At 61.3% G+C, this 26411-nt stretch carries 41 protein-coding genes; 22 read left to right on the forward strand and 19 right to left on the reverse strand.

Annotated features, from left to right (window positions below; translation table 11 throughout):
- Positions 1-21: 21 nt before the first annotated feature.
- A complete protein-coding gene (locus FA702_RS07215) occupies positions 22-654 on the reverse strand; it encodes a hypothetical protein (RefSeq protein WP_136955578.1) in 633 nt (210 codons plus the stop codon).
- An 80-nt stretch (positions 655-734) separates the two neighbouring features.
- Here FA702_RS07215 and FA702_RS23135 point away from each other — a divergent pair, with 80 nt between their 5' ends.
- From FA702_RS23135 to FA702_RS07275, 15 genes are all read left to right on the forward strand, one after another.
- Positions 735-869, forward strand: a complete 135-nt coding sequence (locus tag FA702_RS23135) for a hypothetical protein (protein ID WP_255504751.1) — start codon at positions 735-737, stop codon at positions 867-869.
- Positions 866-991, forward strand: a complete 126-nt coding sequence (locus FA702_RS23140) for a hypothetical protein (RefSeq protein WP_255504752.1) — start codon at positions 866-868, stop codon at positions 989-991. The genes FA702_RS23135 and FA702_RS23140 overlap by 4 nt, the downstream gene beginning before the upstream one ends.
- Positions 992-1123: 132 nt before the next feature.
- On the forward strand, positions 1124-1582 hold the full coding sequence (locus FA702_RS07220; protein WP_136955579.1) for a helix-turn-helix transcriptional regulator: 459 nt from the start codon (positions 1124-1126) through the stop codon (positions 1580-1582).
- 23 nt (positions 1583-1605) lie between these two features.
- Positions 1606-2049 (forward strand): hypothetical protein, encoded by a 444-nt coding sequence (locus FA702_RS07225; RefSeq protein ID WP_136955580.1) that lies wholly within the window; start codon positions 1606-1608, stop codon positions 2047-2049.
- Between the two features lie 138 nt (positions 2050-2187).
- Positions 2188-2823, forward strand: a complete 636-nt coding sequence (locus tag FA702_RS07230; protein ID WP_136955581.1) for a hypothetical protein — start codon at positions 2188-2190, stop codon at positions 2821-2823.
- A 108-nt stretch (positions 2824-2931) separates the two neighbouring features.
- Positions 2932-3546, forward strand: coding sequence for a hypothetical protein (locus FA702_RS07235; RefSeq protein ID WP_136955582.1), 615 nt, complete (start codon positions 2932-2934; stop codon positions 3544-3546).
- Positions 3543-3821, forward strand: coding sequence for a helix-turn-helix domain-containing protein (locus tag FA702_RS07240; protein WP_136955583.1), 279 nt, complete (start codon positions 3543-3545; stop codon positions 3819-3821). Before FA702_RS07235 ends, FA702_RS07240 begins: the two co-directional genes overlap by 4 nt.
- Positions 3818-4099 (forward strand): hypothetical protein, encoded by a 282-nt coding sequence (locus FA702_RS07245; RefSeq protein WP_136955584.1) that lies wholly within the window; start codon positions 3818-3820, stop codon positions 4097-4099. Before FA702_RS07240 ends, FA702_RS07245 begins: the two co-directional genes overlap by 4 nt.
- The gene (locus FA702_RS07250; protein ID WP_136955585.1) at positions 4096-4299 is read left to right on the forward strand and encodes a hypothetical protein; all 204 of its coding nucleotides are present in this window, start codon (positions 4096-4098) and stop codon (positions 4297-4299) included. The genes FA702_RS07245 and FA702_RS07250 overlap by 4 nt, the downstream gene beginning before the upstream one ends.
- 5 nt (positions 4300-4304) lie before the next feature.
- Positions 4305-4538, forward strand: coding sequence for a hypothetical protein (locus tag FA702_RS07255; protein ID WP_136955586.1), 234 nt, complete (start codon positions 4305-4307; stop codon positions 4536-4538).
- Positions 4535-4711, forward strand: coding sequence for a hypothetical protein (locus FA702_RS22750; protein ID WP_168196020.1), 177 nt, complete (start codon positions 4535-4537; stop codon positions 4709-4711). Before FA702_RS07255 ends, FA702_RS22750 begins: the two co-directional genes overlap by 4 nt.
- Entirely contained in the window at positions 4708-5661 is a 954-nt protein-coding gene (locus FA702_RS07260) for a DnaB-like helicase N-terminal domain-containing protein (protein ID WP_136955587.1), read from the forward strand. The genes FA702_RS22750 and FA702_RS07260 overlap by 4 nt, the downstream gene beginning before the upstream one ends.
- Before the next feature lie 99 nt (positions 5662-5760).
- On the forward strand, positions 5761-6522 hold the full coding sequence (locus tag FA702_RS22755) for a hypothetical protein (protein ID WP_168195954.1): 762 nt from the start codon (positions 5761-5763) through the stop codon (positions 6520-6522).
- A gap of 7 nt (positions 6523-6529) precedes the next feature.
- Positions 6530-6871, forward strand: coding sequence for a hypothetical protein (locus tag FA702_RS07270; RefSeq protein ID WP_136955589.1), 342 nt, complete (start codon positions 6530-6532; stop codon positions 6869-6871).
- Positions 6872-6897: 26 nt separating this feature from the next.
- Positions 6898-7188, forward strand: a complete 291-nt coding sequence (locus tag FA702_RS07275) for a hypothetical protein (RefSeq protein WP_136955590.1) — start codon at positions 6898-6900, stop codon at positions 7186-7188.
- Here the strand turns inward: FA702_RS07275 and FA702_RS07280 are convergent.
- The 4 genes from FA702_RS07280 to FA702_RS07295 all read right to left on the reverse strand — a co-directional run bounded on the left by FA702_RS07280 (position 7172) and on the right by FA702_RS07295 (position 9335).
- The gene (locus tag FA702_RS07280) at positions 7172-7696 is read right to left on the reverse strand and encodes a zinc ribbon domain-containing protein (protein ID WP_136955591.1); all 525 of its coding nucleotides are present in this window, start codon (positions 7694-7696) and stop codon (positions 7172-7174) included. The two genes, FA702_RS07275 and FA702_RS07280, sit on opposite strands and share 17 nt — an antisense overlap.
- A gap of 231 nt (positions 7697-7927) precedes the next feature.
- Positions 7928-8392 (reverse strand): hypothetical protein, encoded by a 465-nt coding sequence (locus tag FA702_RS07285; RefSeq protein WP_136955592.1) that lies wholly within the window; start codon positions 8390-8392, stop codon positions 7928-7930.
- Positions 8389-8967 (reverse strand): hypothetical protein, encoded by a 579-nt coding sequence (locus FA702_RS07290; protein ID WP_136955593.1) that lies wholly within the window; start codon positions 8965-8967, stop codon positions 8389-8391. Before FA702_RS07290 ends, FA702_RS07285 begins: the two co-directional genes overlap by 4 nt.
- On the reverse strand, positions 8967-9335 hold the full coding sequence (locus FA702_RS07295) for a hypothetical protein (protein WP_136955594.1): 369 nt from the start codon (positions 9333-9335) through the stop codon (positions 8967-8969). The genes FA702_RS07290 and FA702_RS07295 overlap by 1 nt, the downstream gene beginning before the upstream one ends.
- A gap of 93 nt (positions 9336-9428) precedes the next feature.
- Here FA702_RS07295 and FA702_RS23530 point away from each other — a divergent pair, with 93 nt between their 5' ends.
- Positions 9429-9605, forward strand: coding sequence for a ribbon-helix-helix protein, CopG family (locus tag FA702_RS23530; protein ID WP_136955595.1), 177 nt, complete (start codon positions 9429-9431; stop codon positions 9603-9605).
- A gap of 15 nt (positions 9606-9620) precedes the next feature.
- Here the strand turns inward: FA702_RS23530 and FA702_RS07305 are convergent, their stop codons facing one another.
- The gene (locus FA702_RS07305) at positions 9621-9977 is read right to left on the reverse strand and encodes a helix-turn-helix transcriptional regulator (RefSeq protein WP_210417602.1); all 357 of its coding nucleotides are present in this window, start codon (positions 9975-9977) and stop codon (positions 9621-9623) included.
- Positions 9974-10222: a type II toxin-antitoxin system RelE/ParE family toxin gene (locus FA702_RS07310; protein ID WP_136955596.1), complete on the reverse strand. Its 249-nt coding sequence runs from the start codon at positions 10220-10222 to the stop codon at positions 9974-9976. Before FA702_RS07310 ends, FA702_RS07305 begins: the two co-directional genes overlap by 4 nt.
- A gap of 159 nt (positions 10223-10381) precedes the next feature.
- On the opposite strand from FA702_RS07310, the gene FA702_RS07315 reads away from it, so the two are divergent.
- On the forward strand, positions 10382-10693 hold the full coding sequence (locus FA702_RS07315; RefSeq protein ID WP_136955597.1) for a hypothetical protein: 312 nt from the start codon (positions 10382-10384) through the stop codon (positions 10691-10693).
- A gap of 73 nt (positions 10694-10766) precedes the next feature.
- Positions 10767-12047: a tape measure protein gene (locus FA702_RS07320; protein WP_136955598.1), complete on the forward strand. Its 1281-nt coding sequence runs from the start codon at positions 10767-10769 to the stop codon at positions 12045-12047.
- A 773-nt stretch (positions 12048-12820) separates the two neighbouring features.
- Here FA702_RS07320 and FA702_RS07325 read toward each other — a convergent pair.
- The 4 genes from FA702_RS07325 to FA702_RS07340 are packed head-to-tail and all read right to left on the reverse strand — an operon-like array spanning position 12821 to position 13915.
- Entirely contained in the window at positions 12821-13261 is a 441-nt protein-coding gene (locus FA702_RS07325; protein ID WP_136955599.1) for a hypothetical protein, read from the reverse strand.
- Positions 13258-13470 carry a hypothetical protein gene (locus FA702_RS07330; protein ID WP_136955600.1) on the reverse strand — a complete coding sequence of 71 codons (213 nt, stop codon included), beginning with the start codon at positions 13468-13470 and terminating at the stop codon, positions 13258-13260. Before FA702_RS07330 ends, FA702_RS07325 begins: the two co-directional genes overlap by 4 nt.
- Positions 13470-13679 carry a hypothetical protein gene (locus tag FA702_RS07335; RefSeq protein WP_136955601.1) on the reverse strand — a complete coding sequence of 70 codons (210 nt, stop codon included), beginning with the start codon at positions 13677-13679 and terminating at the stop codon, positions 13470-13472. The genes FA702_RS07330 and FA702_RS07335 overlap by 1 nt, the downstream gene beginning before the upstream one ends.
- The gene (locus FA702_RS07340) at positions 13676-13915 is read right to left on the reverse strand and encodes a hypothetical protein (protein ID WP_136955602.1); all 240 of its coding nucleotides are present in this window, start codon (positions 13913-13915) and stop codon (positions 13676-13678) included. Before FA702_RS07340 ends, FA702_RS07335 begins: the two co-directional genes overlap by 4 nt.
- 372 nt (positions 13916-14287) lie before the next feature.
- On the opposite strand from FA702_RS07340, the gene FA702_RS07345 reads away from it, so the two are divergent.
- From FA702_RS07345 to FA702_RS07355, 3 genes are all read left to right on the forward strand, one after another.
- On the forward strand, positions 14288-15541 hold the full coding sequence (locus FA702_RS07345) for an integrase arm-type DNA-binding domain-containing protein (protein WP_136955603.1): 1254 nt from the start codon (positions 14288-14290) through the stop codon (positions 15539-15541).
- A 434-nt stretch (positions 15542-15975) separates the two neighbouring features.
- The gene (locus FA702_RS07350; protein ID WP_136955604.1) at positions 15976-16227 is read left to right on the forward strand and encodes a hypothetical protein; all 252 of its coding nucleotides are present in this window, start codon (positions 15976-15978) and stop codon (positions 16225-16227) included.
- Positions 16228-16433: 206 nt separating this feature from the next.
- Positions 16434-17195 (forward strand): hypothetical protein, encoded by a 762-nt coding sequence (locus FA702_RS07355; protein ID WP_136955605.1) that lies wholly within the window; start codon positions 16434-16436, stop codon positions 17193-17195.
- Between the two features lie 578 nt (positions 17196-17773).
- On the opposite strand, the gene istB is transcribed toward FA702_RS07355, so the two are convergent.
- From istB to FA702_RS07385, 6 genes are all read right to left on the reverse strand, one after another.
- Positions 17774-18583: an IS21-like element helper ATPase IstB gene (gene istB, locus FA702_RS07360; protein ID WP_009823666.1), complete on the reverse strand. Its 810-nt coding sequence runs from the start codon at positions 18581-18583 to the stop codon at positions 17774-17776.
- Positions 18583-20046, reverse strand: a complete 1464-nt coding sequence (istA, locus tag FA702_RS07365; protein WP_162832905.1) for an IS21 family transposase — start codon at positions 20044-20046, stop codon at positions 18583-18585. Before istA ends, istB begins: the two co-directional genes overlap by 1 nt.
- Before the next feature lie 374 nt (positions 20047-20420).
- Entirely contained in the window at positions 20421-21365 is a 945-nt protein-coding gene (locus tag FA702_RS07370; protein ID WP_136955606.1) for a hypothetical protein, read from the reverse strand.
- Between the two features lie 630 nt (positions 21366-21995).
- Complete coding sequence (locus FA702_RS07375; RefSeq protein WP_136955607.1) at positions 21996-22400, reverse strand: hypothetical protein; 405 nt, start codon at positions 22398-22400, stop codon at positions 21996-21998.
- 195 nt (positions 22401-22595) lie between these two features.
- Positions 22596-23417 (reverse strand): hypothetical protein, encoded by an 822-nt coding sequence (locus FA702_RS07380; protein WP_255504753.1) that lies wholly within the window; start codon positions 23415-23417, stop codon positions 22596-22598.
- A gap of 172 nt (positions 23418-23589) precedes the next feature.
- Entirely contained in the window at positions 23590-24126 is a 537-nt protein-coding gene (locus tag FA702_RS07385; protein WP_136955609.1) for a DUF2939 domain-containing protein, read from the reverse strand.
- Between the two features lie 277 nt (positions 24127-24403).
- Between FA702_RS07385 and FA702_RS07390 the strand changes: the two genes are divergently transcribed.
- A complete protein-coding gene (locus FA702_RS07390) occupies positions 24404-24853 on the forward strand; it encodes a DUF6869 domain-containing protein (protein ID WP_136955610.1) in 450 nt (149 codons plus the stop codon).
- Positions 24854-24980: 127 nt separating this feature from the next.
- Here the strand turns inward: FA702_RS07390 and FA702_RS22760 are convergent, their stop codons facing one another.
- The gene (locus FA702_RS22760) at positions 24981-25151 is read right to left on the reverse strand and encodes a hypothetical protein (RefSeq protein ID WP_168196021.1); all 171 of its coding nucleotides are present in this window, start codon (positions 25149-25151) and stop codon (positions 24981-24983) included.
- A 603-nt stretch (positions 25152-25754) separates the two neighbouring features.
- The gene (locus FA702_RS07395; RefSeq protein ID WP_136955611.1) at positions 25755-26387 is read right to left on the reverse strand and encodes a glutathione S-transferase N-terminal domain-containing protein; all 633 of its coding nucleotides are present in this window, start codon (positions 26385-26387) and stop codon (positions 25755-25757) included.
- Positions 26388-26411: the final 24 nt, after the last annotated feature.

The raw sequence follows: 26411 nt of genomic DNA on the forward strand, positions 1-26411 counted from the left end.
GTTCTGCATCACCCCCGATGATTACCTGTCGGTCGGCATGGCGCTCGCCGCGTGCATGATCTCGCTGGCGACGTGCGTTTTGCTCCACCGGAACGAGCGCGCGTGGTTTCGCGACCAGATCGTCACGATCAGGCGCGAGCGCCGGCAGATCATCGGATGGACCAAGGAAGGTTGGCCCATCGCCAGCGCCCGCGACACTGCCGTCATGGTGGACAGCAGCCGCGTCGCCTTTACCCCGATCGCGGAACTGCCTTTGCCCTCCACCGGTCCGGGAGAGGCGTAAACATGGATCGTCTCCACGCCCCCGGAGGTAACCACCCGGTTGACTGCAAAGGCTTTGGTGACGGGCTTTGCATCGGACGGGCTCCAGCCCGCGACTTCGATGCCGGCAAACAGGCTCATGGTAGAGCCATTCACAAACCTGCTGCCGGGCCGGTCCATCAGTTCGATGGAGCGCACTGTCCACGTCGAGGCGGTCTTGTTCTCGACACGCACCTCCAGCCTGACCCAATTCGGCCACGACGTTTTTTTGAAATCCACGCTGAACACGGGTGCATCCATCCAGTGCGCCCTTTTGTGCGCGGCTCGCGCGTAACGAAACGACGCCGCGCTCAGCAGCAGCGCCAATCCCGAAATTGCCGTGGAGATGGTCAATGATCTGTCCCGCGCAGTTCTTGTTGGCTGCCGCGCGCACGATGCAGCGCGCTGGCACCGAGTCAAGGGAGGCGGCGTAGATGCTCGCCGCCCTCCTCACCTTCGGCCTTCGCCTCTCCGCCGGCGCGCTCGTGATGATCGCGGTGAGCTGCGCGGCCGACATCCTGATCCGCCGGGCGCGCCGCGCGCTCCGCAACCGCAGGAGCCGGCCATGAACATCGCGACGCTTGTCATCTTGGACGTTATCGCGCTCGCCGTCCTGTTCTGGCTGGCCGCACGCGCGCCGCTCGGCTGGCAGGATGAGGACGGGTTTCATGTCAGGGAGCGTCCCGAATGAGTGGCATCCCCACAGTTTGCCCGCCGGGTCGCACCGCAGGGCAGGAGGCGGCGGCCTCCATCCTCTCCCGGCTTGCCGCCTCCAACCATTCCCATGTCGCTGACCCGTACTTCCATAATGGAGATTTCCCACATGCATGACCCGTCGTCAGCGTCCGAAGGCGGTTTCGTTGGACGAGATCGTGTCTGCCGTGTCGTGCAGGGGCTTCTCCGCGGCGCGCAGCAGATGGGTTGGACCGACGAGAGCCTGGCCGCCGCATCCGGCGTGCCGGCGCGCACGATCAAGTCCTATCGCGTCGAGGGCAAGGAGCCGTCGCTGAGCAATGCGCTGTCGCTCGGATCGGCGCTTGGCCCGGCCGTCGTGAACGGGCTGCTCGCCGTGATTGGTTTCGGCGGCGCCCGGTCGCTGGGCGAGGAAGACGCGATCGACCCCGCGCAGCTGGTCGCAACGGTGCTGGAGCCGCTGTCCGCAATCGCTTCGGCCGCCGCCGATGGTCGGATCGACCACACCGAGCGCCCGGCGGTCGAACGCGCCGCCGACGCCATCATTGCCACCATGGTTCCGATTTCGAGCGCCGGCCGCAACGGCTGAGCGCGATGCAAGGGAGGGTCCCCATGATCGATTTCCTGAATGCGGCTTACGCTGGTTTAGGCGCTGCTGGGTTTACCGTCGGCTTGGTGCAGACGGCGATCGCGTTTCACGAGAACCGGCGCGCGGCCGCTTTGGCGAAACTGCTTGCCGATGCCGTCGAGCAGGGCACCGCCGCGCGCGGCCACGTCGTCAACCTCCAGCAGTCGTTGACCAAGATGGCAACCGACCTCGACGAGGCACTGGTCCGCAGCGTCGAAATCCACGCCGAGAACGACAAACTGCGCCAGCAAGTCGAGCGCGTGCGCCAGCAGCGCATTCGCGCCTCCCGCGCCGCAGCCGCCAAGCGGATCGCCGACGCGCAGCAGCGCCGGGTCGCCGCGCAGACCAAGACCATCTCCGCCCTCGCCGGCGGCGCACTTCGTCCCCGCGACGAGGTTGTCGCCGACGTGCGCCGGCACAGCGCCTGAAATCCACGGGGCGCGGTGGCCCCGATAGAGGAACGATGCGGTCCCGATAGCCCGTGCGACGCTGATGGATACGGTGCCTTTACCCACCGGCAGCGCCAATCGTTCCCCACCGGCCAACCCCAAGCACAGGAGGCCGCCATGGCCAGACGTAGAGCCCCCGATACCGAGACTGAGCAGGATAACGGCGGCGTGTATAACCGCCCGAATGCCGAGGTCGCGCTCAAGATCCTCGACACCGAGATCAAGCCGCGCAAGGCGTTCATCCAGGAAAAGACCGGCGACCTTTCCGACCCCTACAAGCGGGTCAAGGACGAGTGCCACTTCCCGCGATCGATCCTCGACCTGATCGCCAAGTTCGACGGCATGGAAGACGCCAAGCGGGATCACAACCTGCTCGCCCTGCACCTCGCGCTTGAGCTTCGCGGCTATCGCCGTCCGCTCGATCTCGTTTCCATGGCGGAAGGCGCTCAGGGCAACGAGCCGATCGTGAAGGCCGGCGCCACCGGTGGTCGTCCGAGGCTGGCCACGGTGCCCGACCATACCGGCGGCGACGACGATCTTGCCGAAGCCGGCGGGGCCGATCCGACCAATCTCGACCTGGGCGGCGGCACGGATGGCGACAAGGCCAATCCGTTCGAAGCGACCGACGAGGAACTGTCCAAGCAGGAAGGCCGGGGCAAGAGCCGCGCCAAGGACAAGGACAAGGCCGAGCCCGGATACGGCACCAGTGCCGCGGCGATGGCCGCCATGTCCGGTTCCACGCAACTCAACTGACCATTTCCGGGCGGGGCCGAAATGGTGCCCGCCCGGGTCTGCCGGAGCGTCATAATGCAATACGCTGCTTTCGACCTGGCCAAATCTTGCTCCGGATGGGCTGTCCAGATGGAGGGAGACATCCGGGAGAAGTTTTCAGGAAGTTCATGGCTTAAGGCACTCGAGCGCCTTCGCCTAAGCAATGTCAGCCGAAATTGGCGTGTGTTTGAGGATCCCAAGCGTGGCGTAATTTCGGTAGCTCACGGTTATTGGATTTTGGCCACCGAATTTGACGATGAAGGTCAGTGCCTCGCGCTTCTTCACGAGAACCTTGCAATACTTCACGAGGTTTTCGGATTTGACGCGATGTTATACGAACGATCTCTTACCCCGGAGCAGAGGGGTGGTAGGTCGAATGAAGCAAATGACGTCCTTATCGAACTGAATGGTCATGCAAAAAGCTTCTATTTTGCGTATCGCCGCGCCGGATTGATGCGCACCATTCAAGGAATTCATCGAGCTTCATGGCAAACTGGATTTCTCGGCGGAGTTAAGCGCGGAACCAAGCGCAAGGAACTTACCGAACTCTATGTAGATCGCGCCAGAGAATACGGTTTCGTATTTCGTAAGCCCGATGAAGCCGCTGCACTCGGCATCCTCACGTATGGAATGCTTTCACGAAAAGAGCATGTCCCGTGGGTCTTGGACGAAGTGCTGAGACCTATGGCGGAAGCGCGCGCATGAAGAAGCTCAGCCTCACCCACGCTGCCCGCGCCGCCCGCCGTCGCCTGATCCTGCGTGAGTACCGCGCCGGCATGAAGGCGGAAGCCTTGGCCGAGCGCTACGGCGTCAGCCCTCGCACGGTCCGTCACTATGCTGCCGACGCCAAGGTCCAGCGCCCACGGGGACGTCCCAGCGTGTGGCCGGAGTGCCCGCCCGACCAGTTGCGGATCTTCCGCAAACTCGCGCGTGAAGTCGGCGCCATAGCGGCCCGTGCTGCAATGGAAGGCGCCCGATGAGCGAGCGCATCGAAATGCTGCGCCAGAAGGCGCGCGAGGAAGCGGCCGAGCGCGAGCTGAGCTTCATCCACGCGAACCGGACCACCGGGATGCGGCACGACATCGGCGCGGCCGAGCATTCGTCTGCCGGTATCCGCTGGTTCGGCGGCGTGCGCTCCCTTGGCGGCATCCGTGGCGGCGACATCGAGAATGGCGGCCAGATCGTCGCCGACCGCTCGCCCTGCCCGCGTTGTGGCATCCGAAGTGACATCGGCTGCAAGCATCGGAGGCCAGCATGATCCCGATCCGTGGCACGAGAGCCGCGCCGCCGCGCTGGCCCTACACCGATCACCGGACGATCGCGGAAGTCGATGCGGCGATGGCGCGCCCCGATACCGTGCCGCCGAACAAGACCTGGTGCGAGCATTGCCGCGTGGCGTTGTCGGCCAAGCAGATCGGGTCGTGCGTGCGTGCGGCGTGCCCGGTGAGGATCTGGTAGCCACGATGGACCTCGACCAGACCCCCACCATGTGCTGCCCCGATCAGGACCGGATCAAGGACGTCGAAACGCGCGATGGAAGCGCCGTGGCGGACGTACACCGGCACAAGGGCCTGTTGCGCGGCTTCATCCTTGAAAGCGGCTCCTACGGCACACGCCGGCGGCTGATGCACTGGCTGCGGAATGGGCGTCTGACGCGGGCCGTGGAGCATCCTCAGGATCTCAGGAGGGTGCGGTGAAGCGCAAGATCAAGCACGCAGACGGACGCGCCGCCGAAATGGCGTTTGAGGTCCATGCGGCCCTGCTCCGTACCGAAACAGCAACCCCGTCCCTGCGCGACAATCCGCTTTGGATCATGCTCCGCCAGGACGCCTACGAAACCTTCTATCTCGCGCTGGACAAGATCATATGAATGCGCAGACCGCAGAAATCACCGAGCTTCCGCCGCCGGCCGACATCTCGAATGTCGAGGCCGAAGCGTTTCTTCTTGGCTGCATGATGACAAATCGTGCCGCGATTGATCGCGTTGCGGACATCCTGCGCGCCGAGGACTTTCGGCACCCGCTGCATGGTCGCATTTTCGAAACGCTGGTACATCAGGCATCGCTTGGGCGCGGCACTTCGCCGATCGCCATCAAGGGTATGTTCGAAGGCGATCAAGACTTAGCCGATCTAGGGGGGGCCAGTTATCTCGCCAAATTGACCGGCGACAATTCCATCGGCGTGCTCGACGAGCGCGAGTTTGCCCGCCAGATCATCGACCTCGCCGATCGCCGCCGGATGCGCGCCGGGCTGCTCGAAGCCGTCGCCAAATGCTCGGACTTGAACGCGCCGCTTCTTGAAATCGCATCCTGCGCCGACGCCGCTGTATCTGCCCGCGCCGAGACTGGCCTGGTCGAAGCCGATGCCGCCGATTGCGTGGCATCGTTCATGGCCGAGATGGATGATGATTCCACCGGGGTTCGCTGCGTCAACATTCCCGCGATGGACGATCTTCTCGGTGGCCCTCGCCCCAAGAGCCTGACGATCCTTGGCGGTCGCCCCGGCATGGGCAAGACCGCTGTCGCCTGCTCCTACGCCCGCGGCGCCGCCAACAATGGGCACGGCGTCCTGTTTGTCACGCTGGAAATGGCCAAGGAAGAACTGATCGGACGAATGATCGCCGAAGCGCTGTTCGACAACGAGAAGCAGCGCGTGCCCTACAGCGTCCTGCGAGGCCGCCCGAACCATTGGGAGCGGCAACAGATCGAAATGGCCGGGAACTACCTCTCCAGCCTGCCCCTGACCGTCGTGGATACGCGCGCATCGATGGGCGGATTTCCACGAGCGAAGGCACCCTTGGCGACGACGAGGTCGCCGTGATCCCGATCAGCATCCTCACCGCCTGACAACCTGTTTCCCGGCCTTCCGGCCACCACCTTGCCCCGCCGCTTTGGCGGGGTTTTCTATGGAGTAGTGCAAATGGCACAGTACGGATTCGGCGCGGGCGTCCTTGTCGGCACCGCGCAGTCGGATGCCGCGGGCAACGCGATCGCCGCGCCCACCCCGATCCAGTTCGGGATCATGCAGGAAGCATCGGTCGACTTCTCGTTCGACATCAAGGAGCTGTTCGGCCAGTACCAGTTCCCGGTCGCGATCGGGCGCGGCAAGGGCAAGATCGCGGGCAAGTCGAAGTTTGCGCAGCTCAACGGCCTGACCATCAACTCGCTGTTCTTCGGCCAGACGCTGCTTTCCGGCGAAATCGGCGAAGTGATCGACACGACGGGGACGGCCATTCCGGCAACCCCCTTCACGATCACGCCGACCGTGCCGAACTCCGGCACCTGGACGAACGATCTCGGCGTGCTCGACCCCAACGGCCTCCCCATGACCCGCGTGGTCAGCGGGCCGACGGCGGGGCAGTACAGCGTCAGCGCCGGGGCTTATGTATTCGCAGCGGCCGACACGGGCAAGGTTGTCCGCATCAGCTACCAGTACACCGCGACGTCGACGACGAAGAAAAAACTTGCGATCAGCAACGTGCTGATGGGCTACGCCCCGCAGTTCCGGGCCGACCTGCTCGTGCCCTACGGCGGCAAGCAATTCGTCCTCACGCTGCCGGCGTGCATTGGCACCAAGCTTTCGTTCGCGACGAAGCTCGACGACTTCATGGTCCCCGAGTTCGACTTCTCGGCCTTCGCGGACGCCGCCGGCAACGTCGCCTATCTCGCAACCTCGGAGTAACGAAACCATGATCCCCGGCATCCCCATGCAGCTCGGCGACGGAAAGACCTACACCATCCCGCCGCTGACACTCGGCTCCCTCGAGGATCTTCAAGACCGGATCGACGCCGTCTCCGGCATGGACAAGGCATCGATCGCGACGATGATCGATGTCGCCCTGGCCGCGCTCAGGCGCAACTACCCGGACCTCACCCGCGAAGAAGTAGGCGGCCTGATCGACGTTGCGAACATGGACGAGGTTTTCACCTCGGCGCTCGACGCATCTGGTCTCAAGCGAAAGGCTCTGGAGGCTGAGGCCGCCGAAGCGCAAGGCGCGCCGGAGGGAAACGCACCAACCGAGAGCGAATAACCGCTCTCATCGCCTGGCTCGCGACCATGACCGGATGGACGTGGGATCAATGCCGGGCACTCGACCTTCCCCGTGTCGATGCCCTCCGTGCCGCCTGGCGGGACAATCCGCCGCTGGCGATCACGATGCGAATGGCGGCCGAAGCGCTGGGCGCGCGGTTCGATGGAGCGAGCAAGCCAAATGCCGCGCCGGCCGAGGAGACGGCGCGCGGCGAGCAGGCAGATCCGCACGCCTTGATGGCCGCGCTGGGTCAGTCCGAGCCTGTGCCCTATGTGGCTCCGAAGAGGGGAATTGCGCTTCCTACAGACGGCGGTTGACGCGATCGGTCAGAATGAAAACTGCCTTCGGGCAGCTCTTGTTGAAGTACGAAGCCTCTTCCTTGGGCGATCCATCCTTGAAGGCAACGAATGATCGGTTCATCCCACCGAACCCGTTTCGCGCCCGATACTCTATGCAGACAAGCGACCCGGCATCATCCGTGCCGATCCGCTCTACGACGAGCGAATCGGGGTCTCTCAGCGCGGCCTTAACGGCCTTAGCCGCCGCGACCGCAGATTTGAGCCTAGTCTGATCCGCTACCTGATCGGCACTCAAGGTTGGGGTCGCGGGGACGGTCGGCTTGATGTCCGGGTTGAAAACCAGAACAAGGCCATTCGCGACCACTCCGAGACCAAGGAAGCAGAGGATGTAAAACCAGCACCCTCGCTTCTTTTTGGCGCTCAACTGCACCTGCTGCTGCTCGAAGTTGTAGCCGCAATGCTTGCACACAACCGCAGCGGCTTTGATGGTCTCGGCACACTTAGGGCACTGCTTTTCGTCCGACATGTGAAACCCCTCTTTCGGCGCAGAGATTATTCACTGTCGGCAGATAGTCCAGCGTTAGGGCGTCGTGAGCCATTCACCGCCGTTGTGGGTTCGAACTGCGAGTGAAATGGAGGTGGCTCACTGCCACCCCCATCCATCACGGTTCAGCGCCTGCCTAGCCCCGCCATGCCAAGCCACGCCTTGCTGAGCCATACCGTTCCATACCTTGCCTTGCCTGCCATGTTTCGGGGCCTATTCGGCGCCCCGAGCCTCGTCGATTGCCGCAAAAACCTGCGCCAGTTCCACGAGCTCTGCGTAGCGCTTCCGCCACGCCTCCAGTTCCGTGAGCGCCGCCCTTAGAACCTGCTTGCGCAGATCGGGATCGCTCATCGCGTGAACGACGCTGGTGTAAGACCGGTCGCGCTCCTGCACAACCGATACGAACGCCCGCATCGGCTTCCGCTCTTCCGCCGCCTCAACCACGACCTCAATCGACCGGATGATGCCTCTGGCCTGATCGACGCGGTAATTCTGCGCCGCCACGTTGTCATCCCACTCGAACAGGTCGTGCAGCGGGTTCTTGGCGGCCTTGGCAGTGTGAACCACCCATTCCGGCTCAAGGCGGCCATTGTGGCGAACGCGGATGCGCTCAAGTTCGTCGCCGGCCGCCTGGGGGTCAACGGAGATCCGGGCGCCCTCTTTCCAGCGGTAGATCATGCCTCTGCTCCTCCGACATGGAAGCGCCCATAGGAGCCGTTCCGTTCCGGCCGCCATTCGCCAATCCCGACCCCAAAGCCGGCGACGTTGAGCAAGTTGGCAATTTGCTCGGCACTGATCGCGGACGTGTTGAACTTGATCTGGACCGGGATGCTCCACTCCGGAAACTCGGGGCGATAGCGAATGTCGGCGGTCCCCATGCCGACGCGGACCATGTCCTCGCGCGGCCGTGGTTCCCCGATCACCGGCAGCATTTCGGCGTCGATATGGAACGCGCCGCGCAAGACGGTCATCTTGGCGTCAACGTACCGCGCCGCCGAAACCATGGCAGCCTTCACCCCTATCGCGGGGAAGCCATAGGCTCCCGTCTCGGTGCGATAGAAGCAGGCTTCGTAATCGGCCTCGGGGTCTTTCGCCTCCTTGCCCTTGGACGCCTTCTTCATCTGCTTGTCGAGCATCTGGCGCTTGGCCTTCTCGCTCCAGGCATGGACAATAAGGGGACTGTCCCCGATGAGCATGAGCGTGATCGTTTCGATTTGAAGCGCCGGGAGGATGATCTGTTGGGAGGCGGCCATTATGCGTTCCCTCCTGCAAGCCTGGCAATGTCGGCAAGAATGATATCGAAATCGCTTGCCTCAAGGATCATGTCCTCGCTGAAAGTCCGACACCAGCGCAGCTTCCATTCGACCGCGCGTAGATCTGGAGCCGGCATATCGAGCAGAACGCCTTCAGCTTTCACTAGCGCGTCACCCGACCCATTAAGGTAATTCTGCGCATCAGCCTCCGCTTTAGCCTTGATGCAATCCCGCATCGCAGCATCCCATTGCGCTCGAAGGCCGGGGCCATAGATGTTGACGGCGGCGGCCACCGGAGCGGCGGCAGCAAGTGCGATACCAGCGGATAGGAATCCGCGGCGATCTGATGTAGTGGCAATCGAAGCCATGACCTGATCCTTCGGTGATCGGTTGCGGTTAGGGCGGCTTGAGAGGGCTCAATCTCTCTTGCCGCCCGCCTTTTATGCGCGTATAAAAGGCGCATGTCAACAATTAATCCGCGCAAAAAACCACGAGGCCGCCCGCCTGTCGAAAGCGAGGAGATCCGCGCTCGCGTGCAACAACCATTGCTAGGTAGGTTGGACGAATACGCGGAGAAGAATAATTTGCCGCGCTCTGAAGCCATCCGCCGCCTGGTCGAAAAGGGGCTGGGCAGCTAAGACTTGCGACGCTTCCTAAACCAAGTCCTCAACACCAACCTGCAGCGCCGCCGCCAGCTTGCACACAGTCTCTACCGAACCTTTCTTCCGGCCGGCTTCGATGTCAGCAATCTGAACGCGGTTCACGCCCGACGCGCTGGACAGGGTGGCTTGTGTCATGCCGCGAAACTCACGCCAGACGCGCAAGGGGTTTTCCCCGCTAACAAGCCGCTTCGCAACATCGGCTGGCACCAGCTCATCGCGGCCGGCGGCGATGTCGGTCATGGCGCGATCATAGGTGCGCAGATCGGCGAGTTCATCGACCGCAGCCTTGAGGTTCCGGTACTCGTCCAGCGGGATCGTAATCATCTCGCCCATGTTCATCTCCATCATTCGTAGATGCCGCCGCGCGGCCCAATTTCCAGAACGGCCAACACCACGCCATCATCCATGATGACGCGCCAGTCGCCGACCCGCAGCCTGATCCCTTCGCGACCCTTGAGCGCCTTGACGTTGTTCGCGAGCGATACCGGATCAGCCGCATATTGCTCGACCTTGCTGATGATCCGAGCAGCATCATTCGCGGGCATCTTGCGAAGGGTCTTGATCGCGGCGCGGGTATAGCTGATCGGCTTCATGCGATTTGTGTAGCCTAAAGCTACATTGTAGTCAATAGCTACATTTACAGATGTGCGTTTCGCCTTGCCACCGCTGCAACGAAAACGTATCAGTTTCATCACCTCGGGAACTGCGCCCATAGGCCGGAAGCCCGATCCCCACAGATCAGGATTGACCCCGTGAGCGACATCGTGTTCCTTCGCGGCGTGAGCGAGAATCGCGACTTCGAGGCGCTTGGGCGCTACGTGGATGCCAGCGAGCGTATCGACAGGCTGTTGTCCGCGCGTCACAATCTCGGCTCCGCCATCGCGCAGATCGTCAGGCCGTTGTCGTTGCCCGCCGACAAGACCTCGATACCGTCCATCGATGTCGACGCGCTTGCCGAGCAGGTGAGCAACCTCACCGTGATCGAAAGCGAGCTGCGCGCCGCGATCGATGACGCCAACCAATACGCCGAAGCCGCCGGGAAGAAGGCCGTTCGCCGCCTGTAGGCGACACCGCAACATCACCGACAAGCATCGATAGCCGTCCCTGACCGGGGCGGCTTTTTCATTTGGAGCGACCATGACCGACAAGGTCGAAGTCAAGATCGTTGGCGACGAGTCCAGCGCGCAGGCCGCGCTGCGCCGTTCGGCCGCTGCGGTCACGGAAGCCTCCAACGTGATGCGGGACCGCCTGGGCGCGATCCGCGATCGCTCACGCGAGGCGTTCGCTGGCATGGCGCAGGACGCGCAGAAGGCTGAGGGTGATGTCCAGCAGGCCACCACCAGCATTGGCTCCGCGTTCGATCGGCTGAAGGCCCGCTTCGATAGTTTCACCACGGGCTTCAAGCAGGGGTGGCGCGAGGCCGACGCTGAGATCAAGGCGGCCCGCCAGAGCGCGGAGAATGCTTCCGCTTCGGGCGGCAAGCTCGAGCGCGGGTTCGGGGGCGCCCTCGAAGTCGCCAAGGGCTTCGTGATTGCCAAGATCGCCGAGCATATTGCCGAGATCGGCTCCAAGACCATCGAAACGGCGACCGAGTTCGAGCGACTTCGCTCTGTCCTGACGACGCTGCAGGGATCGGAGGCCGGTGGCGCGGCGCAGTTCGCCCAGCTCAAGAAGTTCTCGACCGACACGCCTTACGAGCTTTCCGAGGTCGTCGAATCGTTCGCCAAGCTGAAGTCGCAGGGCCTTGACCCGTCGAATGCCGCCCTCACCTCCTACGGCAACACCGCCGCGGCGATGGGCAAGTCGCTCGACCAGATGATCGAAGCCGTGGCTGATGCCGCGATGGGCGAATACGAGCGCCTCAAGGAATTCGGCATCAAGGCGGTCGATGCCGGCGACAAGGTCATCTTCAATTTCAATGGACAGGCGACCGAGGTCAAAAAGAACAGCGCCGACATCCAGGCTTACCTCCAGAAGATCGGCAACACCGACTTTGCGGGCGCGATGGACCGCCAGATGGATACTTGCGGCGTACTCCGACTGTTCAAGCGCACGATCCGCCTCAACGATAGCCTCCTGCATAGCCTTGAGACGATCCCTATAACCCTCCGCCATGATGATGCAGGCATCCCGCTGCTTGGTCAGCCGCTCGTTTTCCTTGGCCAGTTGGTCGAGGGCGGTGAGGGCGTTGGCCAGCAAATCTGGCCAAGGGGACGGCGTGAAGCCACCACGATCATCTGCCCACCGCGACCCGCATGCTTCGCATATCGTCCAGATGGTTCCTCCGCGATGGGTGTCCTCATGAGTGCAGATGCTGCGTCCGGCATAGTCGAGCGCCCTCCGCACCGCTTCAATGTCGATCTCGCTCATGACTGTTGTTCCTCGGTTGGGGTGCCGCTCGATAGGGGCGCATCCTGACGGACCGCGCTCTCGTGAACGGAGCCGGTGCCCGTCTCCGCCCTGCGGGCATCGATCGCTTGCGCGGTGAACCGGATGAGTTGCTCTCCGTCGCCACTGAGCATCCAACCATAGGTCTGGCGGTGCAGACTCAACTGGAACAGCCACGGAATGCCGATGCGGCTTGCCCGCTTGCTAATGAAAACCCAGTGGCGCGGATTCCACGAACGCAGCCGCGAGGCCTTTCCTATGCTGAACCAAACCGACCATTCCCAGCATAGTTGAGCGCGATGGTGGTAGCTAACTAGCGTCCACGAGCCCCGGACATTCGTCCTTGAAAACCAGCGCAACGGAGACTGCCACCCCTTGATCTGCTTGAGAGCACGAACCGTTGCCAGACCAAGGACAGTATGGGGCTCGCCACTGGTTGCGCGATACGCTTCAACCAAGTCTAGGAGGTGGCGCGCTGTCGATTGGGTGATGTTGTCAGCAGGGCCGTACCAGCGAGCAACCGACATTATCTTGTCAGCGTCAGGGATTGAAGCCCGTAGGGTGGAGACGCTTGCGGCTCCATCGTCAGACGAAAGCCCGCCCGGACGCCCCTCCATATCCTCGCTCATACTTCACCGCCTTCCTTGGATGGCGTAGGCTCCTTGGGCTGATGATCGCCGCACCAGTCTTGCACATATACGATCGGCCAATAGAAGGATCGCTGCCCCGCCCATGCGGTCGCTTGCGGCGGAACGAGACGGCAGCGGCTATTTTCCATGAACCGGCACGTCGCACAGGTCTGCTTATCCATGGGTCACCTCTGCTTTGGTGAGGGCGGCGATAGCCCTGCCTAGGGGGCAGTTGCGCTCATGCTCAGCGGCGCTATTCTCGCGCATGTCAGCGTCGCAATAATCGCAGAATACGTCTGCAATGCCCGCCGCGATTTCCGCATCGACTATCCCTTTCAACGCCTCCACCAGATCCCGGTGAGCATCGGTCTCCGGGTTATTGGCAGTTGTTGGCAGGGGGGTGGCCTCACGGTTTGCGCGGATGAGCGCTTTCTTCGCGACCTGCGCATCTGTCTTGCGGCGCTGCAATTCCGGGCCTACCGCCTTAGGATCGGCATAGTAGTCGTCGCCAATGCGGATGAACCATTCGCTACCGCCACCAAGATGGCTGACAATTACCTTCGTCAGTTCGCGAAGGTGCTTGGCCAATGCGGCCTCCAACGGTGTCTCTGTCATGAGGGGTTCCCTTCGGTGGAAGGCGTGCCAAAAACCTTGGCAAGGCATTGGGGGCACGTTTCCCAATCGTAATCGCCATGCTCGCAAGGCCCCATCGCGCGGATGAAACTCTCGCGCTGGGCTTCACGCATGGCCTTCTTTTCCTCTGGCGTGGCATTGCGCTCCCATTCGCGGGCACGCTCCAGCAGCCTCTCAAGCTCGGGGTCCATCAGGGGTTCTCCACCTTGTAGGCGATGATGTCGTTGTCGTGGTTGTGGGATTGCCAGCGCCACCAGTCTTCACCAGGGCCAGACCAAAACTTGGCTCGTTCCCGTTCAACGACCTGGCCATCGCGGAACACCACGGTCACCATCGTATCTGGCGCCACAGGGCACGGCCCACCGGAGTGCGCAACGAAGCCTTCGGGGAGAGAGGTCATGGGAGGAAATCTCCGATGCAAAAGGCGTGCTGGTCCGGCTCATCAAGCGCGACCAACCTCACCGCCTCCGATCGCCGGTCATATGGTCCATCGCAAATAGCGCCCTTGAGCACCCACCACTTGCCAGCCCAAATTCCGCGACCAGGAACAATCCGAGAAGGATCGTCGCCATAGGCCGCAGCAAGGCTGCCGGCGCGCGCGATTGCATCTTGGTTGCGGCGCTCAACGGCTGCCATCGCCGCCTCATACCTTTCGGCCCACTCACCCTTGCCCCCGCCCACATCGGGGTTCGGAGTCGGTTCGACTCCCGATTGCGGAATCCCGCTCGAATGGTTGGACATCGCAACTGCGGGACTCGGCGGGATTGCGTCGGTCAATGAAGATGGTTGGTCACCGCTAAGTGATTGTTTTTCATCACTGCCCGCATTCCGTCCCCGGGCACCATTGGAAACCCCGAATTTCCCCGCATGACCCTTTACAAGCCCGGGAAATCCTAGGAATATCCTCACATATTGACCCGCATTAACCCGCGAAGGACTTGGCGCAGCCGGGGGCTTTGGGGGATCAGATGGGGGCATTCTTCGGAAATCCGATAATGTGAGGCCCCCATGCCCCTGACCGATACGGCAGTCCGGAACGCAAAGCCCCGAGAGAAGGCATTCAAGCTTGGTGACAGTGGCGGCCTATATCTTCAGGTGACGCCAACAGGCGCGAAACTGTGGCGCCTCAAGTACCGCGTGCACGGCAAAGAGAAGAAGCTGGCGATCGGCGTTTACCCCGAGATCAGCCTCGCCGATGCTCGGGCAAAGCGCGATGCCGCCAAGGCAGAATTGGCCTCGGGCAAAGACCCTTCACGCGAGAAGCAACGGCGGGCGATCATCGCCAAGGCTGACGCCGGCAACACGTTCGCCCTGATCGCATCCGAGTTCATCGCGCATAAGAGGCGTGATGGAAATCGGGCCTGGGCACCCAAGACTGCCGACAAGAATGAGTGGTTGATCGGACTGCTTACCCCCAGCCTTGGCTCGATCCCGATCGCGGACATTGAGCCGGCCGAGGTGCTTCATGCGGTTCGCAAGATCGAAGCTCGGGGCGCCATCGAGTCAGCCCGTCGGGCTCTTCAACTTGCAGGTGGAGTGTTCCGGTACGCGGTAGCGACCACCCGCCTTCGATCCGATCCAACCCGCGATCTGAAAGGCGCCCTGCTCTCACCCGACGTCAAGCACAGGGCCGCAATCCTCGACCCCAAGAAGCTGGGTGAATTGCTTCGGGCGATCGACGGCTACAATGGCCACTACACCACGAAATTCGCTCTGGAACTCGCGCCGCATGTGTTCGTGCGTCCGGGCGAACTCCGGCACGCCGAATGGCCAGAAATCGACTTCGACAAGTCGGTGTGGGCTATCCCGGCTGCCAGGATGAAGATGCGCAAACCGCATCATGTGCCCCTGTCCCGGCAAGCGCTCGAGATCTTCCGCCGCCTTTATGCTGTGCGCGTGAGCGAAGGTTACATCTTTCCCAGTATTCGAACGCACAAGCGGCCGATGAGCGAAAACACCCTCAACGCGGCATTGCGCCGGCTGGGGTTCGGTAGCGATGAAGTTTCGGCGCACGGCTTCCGCGCAACGGCGTCAACGCTGCTGAACGAAGCACAAGACGCGAAAACCGGACAACCCCTTTGGAGCGCCAATGCGATCGAAAGGGCATTGGCCCATGGCGACGAGGACAAGGTCCGCGCCGCCTATCACCGCGGCCAGCATTGGCCGGAGCGCGTGAAGATGGCCCAGTGGTGGAGCGATTATCTCGATACGCTCCGTACTGGGGCCGAGATCGTGCCGTTTCCCGAGAGGGAGGCCGGATAGAGTTTCACCGGGCACGGTGCCCGATGAAAGCGGGCCAGCTGGGGAGCCACTACCTCCCCCGCCGGCCCTGACCACCAACCGCCACAGGAGGGCGATTCGATGACTTGTGCCGACCTAGACACCCTTGCCGTAGCGAGCAAATGGCCCTCGACCGTGCTGGGGGAAGATGATCCGATTTCCCGGTTTTGCATGATGTTCGTTGCGCACAACGAGGACCCCAGCCTTGAGCCGGAATACCTCGCAGCGCTGTCCGCCATGGACGAATACCAGCCGCAAACGAGCCGCGACGCGCTGCGGAAGTTTGTCGCGATCTACGATTGCGGCGGGCATCCTACCGACGATCGGGAGAAGGCCTTGATCGCCCAGGCGAAACACGTCCTCCAAACGAAGCCAACGCGAGCGCGAAACACCAGGCCGTTAGGCGAATGGTCCTCGTGGCGCAGGAAATCTCCGTCAAGGCAGGTCAGATAGCGCAGTTGATCGAGACCTGCGAAGAGGCGGCCCACAATCTGTACGCGGGGTATGAGAGAAGCAAAGAGGAACAGTCAGCGGCGTTACGCAGGATCGACTTGTTCCACGACTTGGCGCGCAGCGTGGCGGTGCAAATCGAGAAAGCAGGGGAGCAGATCGAGCGAATGGAATCCGATTTAGGCCACCCGAACGCAAATCTGGCCGGAGTCCACTGACATGCAGCTTCCAACTACCATAAACGTGCTTCCAGCCGTTTCTGAAACGCCGGATTTCGCGCTCGACGATTTACGCGTGTTCTCGAGCATCCCCAATGCTCATTACGATGTGGTGCCCCTGCTCGGCATGGTCGCGGTTTACGAAACCGACACCCTTACACGCGCTCGACATCAGGGCGCTTGCTGCAATCGCGCTCCGGGATGGGATGTCTCTAGTTCGCTCCGGCGGCGGTCGGGGCTGCTTCGCGAAATGGCAGACGCTCGCCGATGACATCGGGGTCGACATCGCCCGATTTTCGAAATCCCTCAAACGGCTGCGCGAGTTCGGTTACGTCGTGATTGAGCAGCAGGACGATGACCGCCGACGCAAAACAATCCGGGTCGTATATCCCGAAAATAGTTGCACTGAGCGACAAGTATCTAATGCGGAAATGGTTGCCACCAGCGACAACAATCTCAGCGAAATGGTTGACATGGGAGACAACCAATCGGGCGAGATAGTTGACATACGCGATTTTGAAACCCGCAGAAATCTGCCAAAAACTACCCCCTATTATATTCCCTTAAAGGGGGAATTACATGTTGCCGAAGCAAGAGGATTATATGCTGTTGAAACAGCGCGCCGGTTTGGCGCGTGTGATGACGATGATGATTTTTCAGATGAGATAGCGAACGCTGTCCAGCAGGTCGGCAAGCGTGCTTCCAAGGCGGAGCTTCCAACCAGCGGCATCCGCCTGAACGACATTCTACCTGGCGCTTGGAAGAGCAAGTCCATTGGCGCCTGCCTCGCAGGACTCGAGCGCGGGCTGCAACTCATCGGCTACCGCACAGACCGCCTGATCCCGGAGGACGCGGAGTCCGTCCAACGGTTCCTGTCGAGCCTGGCTAACGTCAGCGCCGGCGAGCAAGATGGATACCGCGCCGAGCGGATGCTCGAACGGATCGAACAAGCGGAAGCCGCGGCATGACTCGCGCGCCTCATCTCGAACCAGTTCACCCCGTGAGCGCCGGCACGAGTGCCCGCGTGCCGTCGCTCCACCACCATCGGAGACTATCGTGATCAATGCCGCCATTGACCGGGCACCGCTTCAGCGCGCCTCCCGAAACTTCAGATCAGAAACCGAACGCCGCGTTGAACGCGCAGCCCTGATCGCATCCGACCAGGCAAGCCGGATCGCAGTGCGCTCGATCCGCGAAGCAATGGCGGGGGCTGACGGGACCTCTGAGCAAAGACTGGCGTCGCTCTTTTCTGCCGAAATACACTCGCGGAACCACCTGCGCCTTGACTGTAGCGCGACGATTACGGAGTCCGGTCGGCGTCAATTATGATGGCCGATAGGTGGCCGCGCCGGTTGGTGAATTCTGGCTACCATTTGCTGTTGCGGGGAGCAACCGTCGAGCGACAATTACGACGCTGGGTAATTGTCGCTGACGCTGGCCGGAAGCGAGGGTCTGAAGCGCATGGGATGGTTGGCATGTAATTGCCGCTGGCGACAATTACCCGTTGCCTCAGCAAGGGTGCTCCCGAGCGCGAAGCCAGCGACAATTATGATGGCCGGTCCGGGGCGCCATTCGGCGGGTCGTAATCGCCGGCGTTGATACGGGCGACGGCGGAACGTTTGCGGTAGCTTTCGCCGTTCATCTCGATGATGATCGAGTGGTGCACGAGGCGGTCGATCGCGGCGACAGTCATAGCGGGATCAGGGAAGACGTTGTCCCATGCCGAAAATGGCTGGTTGGCGGTAATGGCGAGCGAGTGGCGTTCGTAGCGGTGGGCGATGAGCTCGAACAAGGCGCTGGTCTCGACCTGGTCCTTGCGGACGTAGGACAGATCGTCGAGCACGATGAGATCGAACTTGTCGAGCTTGTCGAGCATGGCGGGTAGGCTGAGGTCGCGGCGCGCGGACTGGAGCTTCTGGACCATGTCGGTGGTGGAGCAGAACAGGACGCGCCGCCCCGTGTCGATGAGGGCATGACCAATGGCAGCAACTGCGTGCGTCTTGCCGGTCCCGCTCTGGCCGAACAGCAGCAGGTTGCCGCCGCTCTCGATCCAGTCGTCACCGGCGGCGAGGGACAAGAGGTGCGGTTTGCGGATGCCGGGGGCTGCGTCGAAATCGAAGGTGGCGAAGGTCTTGCCTGCGGGCAAGCCGGACTGGTCGCGATGGCGCTGGATGCGCCGGGAGGAGCGATCGGCCATCTCGATCTCGAGAAGCGAGGCCAGCAGGTTGGCGGCCGGCCAGCCATCGCGATCGGCGGTGTCGGTGAGGCGCTTCCAGTTGCGGTTGATACTCGGCAGGCGCAAGGCCTTGAGCAGGGTAGGCAGCACGGCGGCGGCCTGGTCCTTGGTGCGGGTCATCAGTACACCTCCCCGCTGGCGATCAAGCTGTTGTAGCTGTGCAGATCGGGAGGCGGGATAGTGACATCGCGCTGCGATCTTGCGGTTGGCAGGAACTCGTCCCTGAGCGCATCGACATCGGGCAAGCGCCCTCTGTCGAGTGCCTCATCGATCCGCCGGGCCAGCACGTCGACACAGTCGCCCCTGGCGGCGATATCGAGCAGCGCGACGGCATCGCGGCAGGCCTGCCGTCCATCGAGTTGGGCATCGAAGGCTTGCCAGGCCCGCCGGTAGGCGTGATCGGGGAACAGGGCTTCGCGGTAGACGAGGTTGCGCAGCGCACCAGGCTTGCGGCGCAGGTTACCGATCATGTGCCGGAAATCGATGCTGTGCCCCCGGTGGGGATGGCTGATCCGCACACGCGGCGTGGACATTACCCTGTCCGGACCGAGGAAGAGCTCAATGCGATCGTCAAAGAGATGCGCGTTGAGGCGCCGTCCGACGAGGCGGGAAGGCACCGAATAGGTAACCCGATCGATGGCGACGGTGCCGTTGCGGGTGACATCGACGGTGACCATGGCGAAATCGGTGGTTCGCCTTGCGGGCAGCGCCTTGAGTACCCTGCGTTCTGCATCGATGTGCGCAGCATGCCGCCGGTTCTGTCTGGCGACCTGCGCCTCAACGAACTCGCGCCAGGCCTCGATGCTGACGAAATCGCGGCTTCCCCGCCGGCGTAAGGCCTGATCGAGCCGTCGCTTGAGATGGGCATGGGGACCTTCGATCGATCCGTTCTCGTGCGCCTCGCCGCGGTTGTTGCGGGTAGCGAGCATGCCGTAATGACGGCACAGCTCGTCATAGCTTCGGGTAAAATCCCGCTGCGCATCGGCGTCGAGGTTTTTGTAGGCGGCTGACAGGGAATCGCTGCGGTGTTCGGCCGGCGCGCCGCCCAGCTTCCACAAGGCATCCTGCAGGTGCTCCGAAAGGGCGGCAAAGCTCTCCCCGCCCAGCACGACAGCCGCATGCTCCCAGCCACTCGCCGCCAAGCGGAAGTGGTAAAGGCGATAGGCCAGGGTCTCGCCGGCAACGGTGACCTTGAGACTGTCGCATACCGTGAAATCCGACAGGCCCTGCCGACCGGGCTCATGATGCTGCGGGAAGAAGATCTCCTTCTCGCCGCCGTGCAGTGCCCGCCAGCGGGCGATCCGGCGTTCAAGTGTTCGTCGTATCGCATCGGGAACAGCATCCTCGCCGAACTCGTCCTGGAGCGTCTCGAAGACCGTGACGGCAATGATACCGTCGATCTGGAGCAACTCCTCGACGCGTGGCCAGAATGGCTCGAGCGGATCGGCGCGGGTGCGCCAGTGGCGCTCCTTCTTCTTCTGGGACGGAAGCTGCGGATCGTTCTCGATCCGGCGTGCGCTGCGCTCGCTGATACCGGCCTTGGCAGCCGCGACGGCCTGGGTGTGTTGGCGACGATGGGTCATGAAGAGAAATACCTGCTGATCGGAAATGTGGTGGCCCGGCATCGCAAACCCATCGCTCGTTGTTCGATGAGTGTTCCGATACCACCGCCCGCCACAGCCCCGATCAGCCCCCCCGAAAGAAGGGGAAAAAGATCGCCACCGGTTGTCTGGTCCGCTCTCCGGTCGGGGCTACGCCCCTCCCTACGATCAGCCCAGACAACCGATCCTACCGGCCATCATAGTTGCCGCTCAACCGGCCATCGTAGTTGTCGCCACGCACCTTGACCGTCGCCCAACACCGCAAAAAGGTGTGAGGGATAGTTGACTGCTGTTTTGTACCCGTCGACGAAATTCATAGGACGGATCTCAGCACCAACTCTTACTGCCCGTCGCCGCTAGCACGTCGGTTCGCCTTTATTCATCTTCTTCAACCGGTTGTGAAGATCACTCCATATCGGTTCTCCCGAATCTATCGGGGACTGCCCGAAAGGCAGCGACACTGCGCCGGATCGGCCGGTGTCCAGATCATGGAAAATGATGGCTGCGTCATAAGCTTTGCTTAAAGCGCCCGGCACAAGGGCTGCACGGAGTTCGTCATCTGCATTGGGAGCCACAAACCCGATCCCGAAGGGCACAGAAACCTTGGCCTTAGGAGGTATGTTGACAGGGGAGAGCGTCCACTCCACCCCTCCACCGTTTTGAGCATTCAAGTCGTTCTTGTTCAACTGACGCTCCCAGCGCCCCTTTCCATCTCCGCTAAGCTTTGCCGACAAGCCCTCACCCTTAATTGTAAGTTCCCACGACAATCTAAGGGGGCGGTCGGTGAGATTTCGTAAGTCAAAACTCGATATCCCGAGCATGACGTCATCATTTTCGACGTCGCCCACCTTCCCGAAATTGGCATATCCAGCTACTGGCCACTTGATGCAGGTAGTGGCGAGCGGAAGCCCCGGAACAAGCGTCTCGGGATGAATGTAACCTGGCACTGGGGGCTCGAGAAGGAGCAGAAGAGGTGGAACGGGTAAACGCTTTGGTTTTGGCGTATACCATGCCTCTGCGCGCTCCAAGCCAACGTGAACTACTAGTAGCACAGCAGCCACCAGGAACCGATTCATGCGGGTGAGACGCTTTGTCGTAACGCTAAAGAATAAGATCGATAGGCATAGCAGAAACGATGCCGCAATCATCAATCTAGCAACAAAAAGTGTGTTCAGCCCAGCGGTCGCCAGCGAGCCCAAGAGCAATGCCGCTGCGGTGCTGATTAGCAGCGAACCAATCGGATGGCTGGCAACAGCTCTAAGAATTGGAATAGACATCGCAAGCAGGATGCGAACGCCCAACGATAGCGTCAAGGTGCTGACAGCTCAATCGCACCAAAGAAAGCGGAGTTATCGCGCCGGCGGCCGGGACTAAAACTTCAAACTATCGATAACGTCATAACCTCACGCAGTGAGAACAAAAGCGGTTCCACAGCGCTTATGTCGTTCAATCCGCCCAGGTAGGACCCGCGATTTCGCCGCCGTTTCCCGTCTGACGGGCGCTGAGAGGCAATACCCCATTCGGATGGATCAGGAGATGGTTTCGACATTATCGAGCCGGGTGCGCTTACAGCGGCAAATTCGGCAAGGAAGCGCGCAGTAGCGGAGTGAAGCTGTCTGGGCTGGTATCAGACGCTTTGGATCGGAAGGCGCAACGGGGTTACTACATCAACGCCCTTGAGATCCGCGACCAGAGGTCATTGCCAAACGCCGCTAGCTGTCCCGATGGATCTTCCTGCACCGGATTGAATATGGTCCACCGCAAGTTCCAATCGAGGGCAAGCGCCGGTGCCAGATCGGATCGGTTGTCCGCTTCGCCGCTTACAAGAACGATCGGAACAGCCACAGCATCGAAGCCGTCCGTTCGATCATAATTTCGATGGCAACCGGGCCGGCACCAAACATTGTACCTGTCACTGACGTACTCGCAGCCTAGATCAGCGCCCGCCCGAGCAACCCTATCGGCGCAATCAGACCGCAGGCCAGAATAACCGCGCAGCCGGTCCCACCAGCACCATTCGAGGACGGTCCAGCCGTATCGACCTCTCCATTCTCCGCCTGCCGCTTCATCTCCCTGATCACATTGTCGATCTTGCTCTTTGCCTCACCGAATAGATCGAGTGCCACCACCTGTCCGCCACGGACGTTCTGCTTTGCGGTGCCAGACACTTCGAACAGGTACGGCGACACCTCATTGTAGATGATTGTGCCGCTGACCCCGGTCCATGACCCCATTGTCATGCCCGTGGTGAAGGTGATGGTGCCGGAGGCCTCGTCGACCGCGTCAACGCGATAGTTCGACGCCTGCACGGCAGACTTGCACAGAGCCACCATCATTTCGCGCGTTGCACTAAAACGCCCGTCAACGAATGAGGGACGGTCCGGGGCCGTAGCCGTCTCTTCTCCGACCACGACAGGGGCACCGCATCCTGGGCAGGTTGCCGCCTGGTCCGAAATGTCACGATTGCATTCAGAGCATTTGATGAGCGCCATACAACCCACCCGCCTTGCAGTTACGCCAGTGGTGGCTGGTCAATCCACCGCGAAATCGAAGATGCGGGCTGTCACCGCGCCCCCAGCCCCGCCGCCTGCGAGCGAGTAGATGAAACCGTACTCGCCCTTTGCTAATTGCGCGGTGGGCTGGACGCGGAAGACGCCGGGCCTAACCATCTGATAGTCGAAGCCGATGCGATCCTTGTCCATGACGCCGGTCTTGGCGCCGGCGAGATTGATACTGCCGACGCGCGCTTCACGACGTCCGCTCTTTTCCATGAGGTGGACAAGCGTGAATTCGGCCGCCGAGGTCACGGTCGCGGCGGTGCCCGATGCCCAGGTCACGGCGGCATTCTGGGTATTCGGATTGGATTCGTCGAAGAAGAAATAGAACGTCGGCTGTTTCGCCGGCGTGTGCGTCCGGGCCGAAGCGTTCTGGATCGCCGCTTTCACGCTCATGGAAGCGATGCCGCCGGTCAATGCATACCCGAACAGGCCTCCGGTCTTGGCCTGGTTGGTGACGGTCGGATCGATCCGCACCATCTTTTGGGCCATGTCGTTCAAGAGGTAGACACCCGGGGCATGCGGGACGGCCGGGTCTGGCGAGTCCAGCGACAACTGCGCCGGGGCAGCACTCACTGCCGGCGCCTCGAGCAGCGCCGCAATCACCGGCCCGGACACCCCCTTCTTCTTCAGATCAAGGATCTGATCGACGCTCAGATCCATGTGGGTCGCCGAGTTTTTGACCTTGGCAACGACCGCCTCATCACCAATGCCGGATTGTGACAACAGGATGATCTCATCCAGAGTGAGAGGTGACGCCATCGCTGGCACAGAGAGACCCGCGGCGACGAGCGCCATAACGCACCCAACGGTTTTCATAATGCCCCCCGAAGAATCGATGCAGCTTGATGGCATGCTGCGATGACAGTGGCGAGCCGAGGATTGATCAAATTTGGCGGCGCCGGATCATGCATTGTATCGGAGAGGTCATCCGCGGACAGGTCCCATTCCGATGGATGGGTCGATAGGGCTAGGGCTTCTCGTTCATCAGCCCGGGCGGAAGCTCCAGCCTGATTACCTTCCACGTTGCGAACCCACGTCTCTCGAGCAAAAATGAAGGCCCTTCCTGGTTCAGTTTCACATTGCGCAACCGAACCCGGAACCGATCGAGAGACACGTACCTTGCCTGACTTTGGATGTCTGGATTGTCCTCGATCTTGGTCTTTTCCGTCGGATTTTGGCCTCGGAGGATCGCGGCAATTCCATCTGGTGTGACGTAGGCATCGATCATACGATCCACGATGCCAGGAAGGACAAGTAGGCCCAGACCAGAGAACGGATTGTTTTTCATCTCTGGATCGTTCTGCATCTTATTCACTAGCGCGGCCGTCATCTGCGATTTCAGATTGTCACGAACGGCCGGAAAATCGACGTTTGCCTCAAGCTTGTCAGAGTCCGCATCTATCGCAGCGGCTCGCAGCGAATGCAGCGCATAGTATGGCGATCCGCCGTAGATGCCGATCGCAACCAGACCAATTGCCATAGCGATTAGGATCGACTTCTTCATTTCAACCCTCGAGAATCGACGCTGATATTCAAGACCACTTTGGGTGTACGGGAAAGACGCCGGCGAGAGGCAGACTGAAATAGATCGGATTTGACCACCGGCATCGACCAAAGAGCACCCAGCGACTTAGGGCGCGTGGAAGAATTCCGCTTTGGAGGATGTCTGCTATTCGGGATCGCCGACGAGCGTTCGAACGGCAAGGAGGGCGGGGTAATCGGACATTAGGCTGACGGCATTATCGGAGCTTGCTTGAAACGCGACAATGAGATGAACGGCTATGAGCTATTCTGACGAACTTGATGCGGTGCTGGCGCGGGACGATGCTGACAAGTTGATCCGACAGCTTGACGCTTACGCCAGCTATTATGCCAATGGAGAGGGTGAGTGGCCAGAAGAACACGTTGAGGATTTCAGCGAGATTCTGGAATGCCACAATTACGATTCTGAACAGGCGCTAGCCTACGTTATCCTCGCAGTAGCCCGCGTGGACGATGCAGATTTCCTTCGCCTCATGGGATGCAGCCTCCTCGAAGACGTGCTGCGAAATCCGTCGGACGAGATATTGCAGCGCATTGTCGCTCAGGCACGCAAATCGGCGCGGTTTCGTTGGATGCTTAGCTGTCCATTCAAAGTAGCACTGGCCGTCAATGCTTGGGATGCGATAGAAGCCTTCCGCATTACAGGTCCACATGATGAGCCACCTCTCGACACCTTGCCTTCTAGGTAGCTATTGTCCGCAATCGCGGCGTGTCCGGAAGGGCGCTTGTCGTCGAAACTTGGTGGATTGCGGTCATGCAGCTTATCGATGACGTAGGGCGTGAAACCACATAAATTGACCGTCAAACCGGGGGCAATCAATGACAGAGATTTGCATCGGCGGTCGGTATCTCATCGATGGATATCCAGCGACCGTAATTGGCATCCTTGCCGGCCGGCAGTTTGCCGCAGGATATCCCGCGGACGAATGGGCTGATGTTCTTGGGACCGGCATACTTGTCAACGATGATCAGGCGGGGCTGTTGCATTACCCTGACCTTGGAGACATCCGCATCGAACCTTTATGACTGCAGATGGGCGTTCCGGTAAGACCGCTCTCAAGGGAAAATTTGGGATAGCTGCCGCTCCGGCCACGCCCGAATTTGTCTACGCCGTCTAGCCAATTCCGAGACCACGGCAGCGCTGCAAAGCCCGACCGTCCTCCGGCCAGGACCGACGCGATCGGCCCCGAAGGCCCGCCAGCCAGCAAAACGGCAAACTGAAACTGAAACTAATGTTTATTGAATCGCAGACCCCTCACAGGGAGATGTCTGGAAATGGCAGATTTCCCCATTGGACGTGATCACACTGAGCGATAGCAAGTCGGAGGCGGGGTGAAGATCACTGCCTCGGCTGCACTCAAGGCCCCGAACACCAAAGCGGCGCAAATTTTTTTCGGGGCAGCATAAGCTAAAAGGGGCTTCAATGGGGGCACTGAAAATCTCGTAAAATCAAAACGATATTTAAATCAACGCACTAATGCGTATTTGAGATGACGTCCCCGACCATAGCGCACTGATGAGTGTCCTGATCGAACTTCGCCAGGCGGCGGGGCGACGCCATCCTCGAACACCCCAGTCGCGTTTCGAAACCTACGGCAGCGGGATGGTGTCGTCGGTCGTGACAAGGCCCTGCCCCTCGGCCGCAATGGCCACCGCTACCGAAGGCCGCCGCCCGACAACGCGCAGCAGCGCGGCGATGCGGGGAAAGGGCGCCAGGGAAATTTTGAAATACCGCGTCCAGCTGGCGATCACGAAGAAATAGGCATCCGCGGCGGTAAAGGTCGCCCCGGTGAGAAAGGGGCCAACAAGATCGCGCTCGGCCTGCGCAAGGCGGCCCTCGATCCGCTCCAGCGCAACGGCGCGCGCGCGTTCGTCAAGCGGCCAGCGCAGCGGCACGAAGCTCTTGTGCAATTCGGCGGCGGTGAAGCTCTGCCATTCGAGCACCCGGTAGCGCTCCATCGTGCCGACGGCGGAAAGCAGATCGTCGCGACCGAACCGTTCGCACAGGTATTGGGCGATCACGACGTTCTCGGTCAGCCATGTGCCGTCCTCAAGCAGCAGCAGCGGCACCATCCCGCGGGGGGCGACGGTGCGATAGTCCGAACCGTCCGGTCGGCGCTTCTGCGATACGTCGACCACTTCAAGCGCGAATGGCGCACCGATTTCCCGCAGCAGGATATGGACGGAGAGCGAACTTGCGCCGGGATGGGTAAACAGCTTCATCGCAGGTTTGGTTTTCGTTTCAGG

This window comes from Novosphingobium sp. EMRT-2, assembly GCF_005145025.1.
Classification (GTDB): Bacteria; Pseudomonadota; Alphaproteobacteria; order Sphingomonadales; family Sphingomonadaceae; genus Novosphingobium.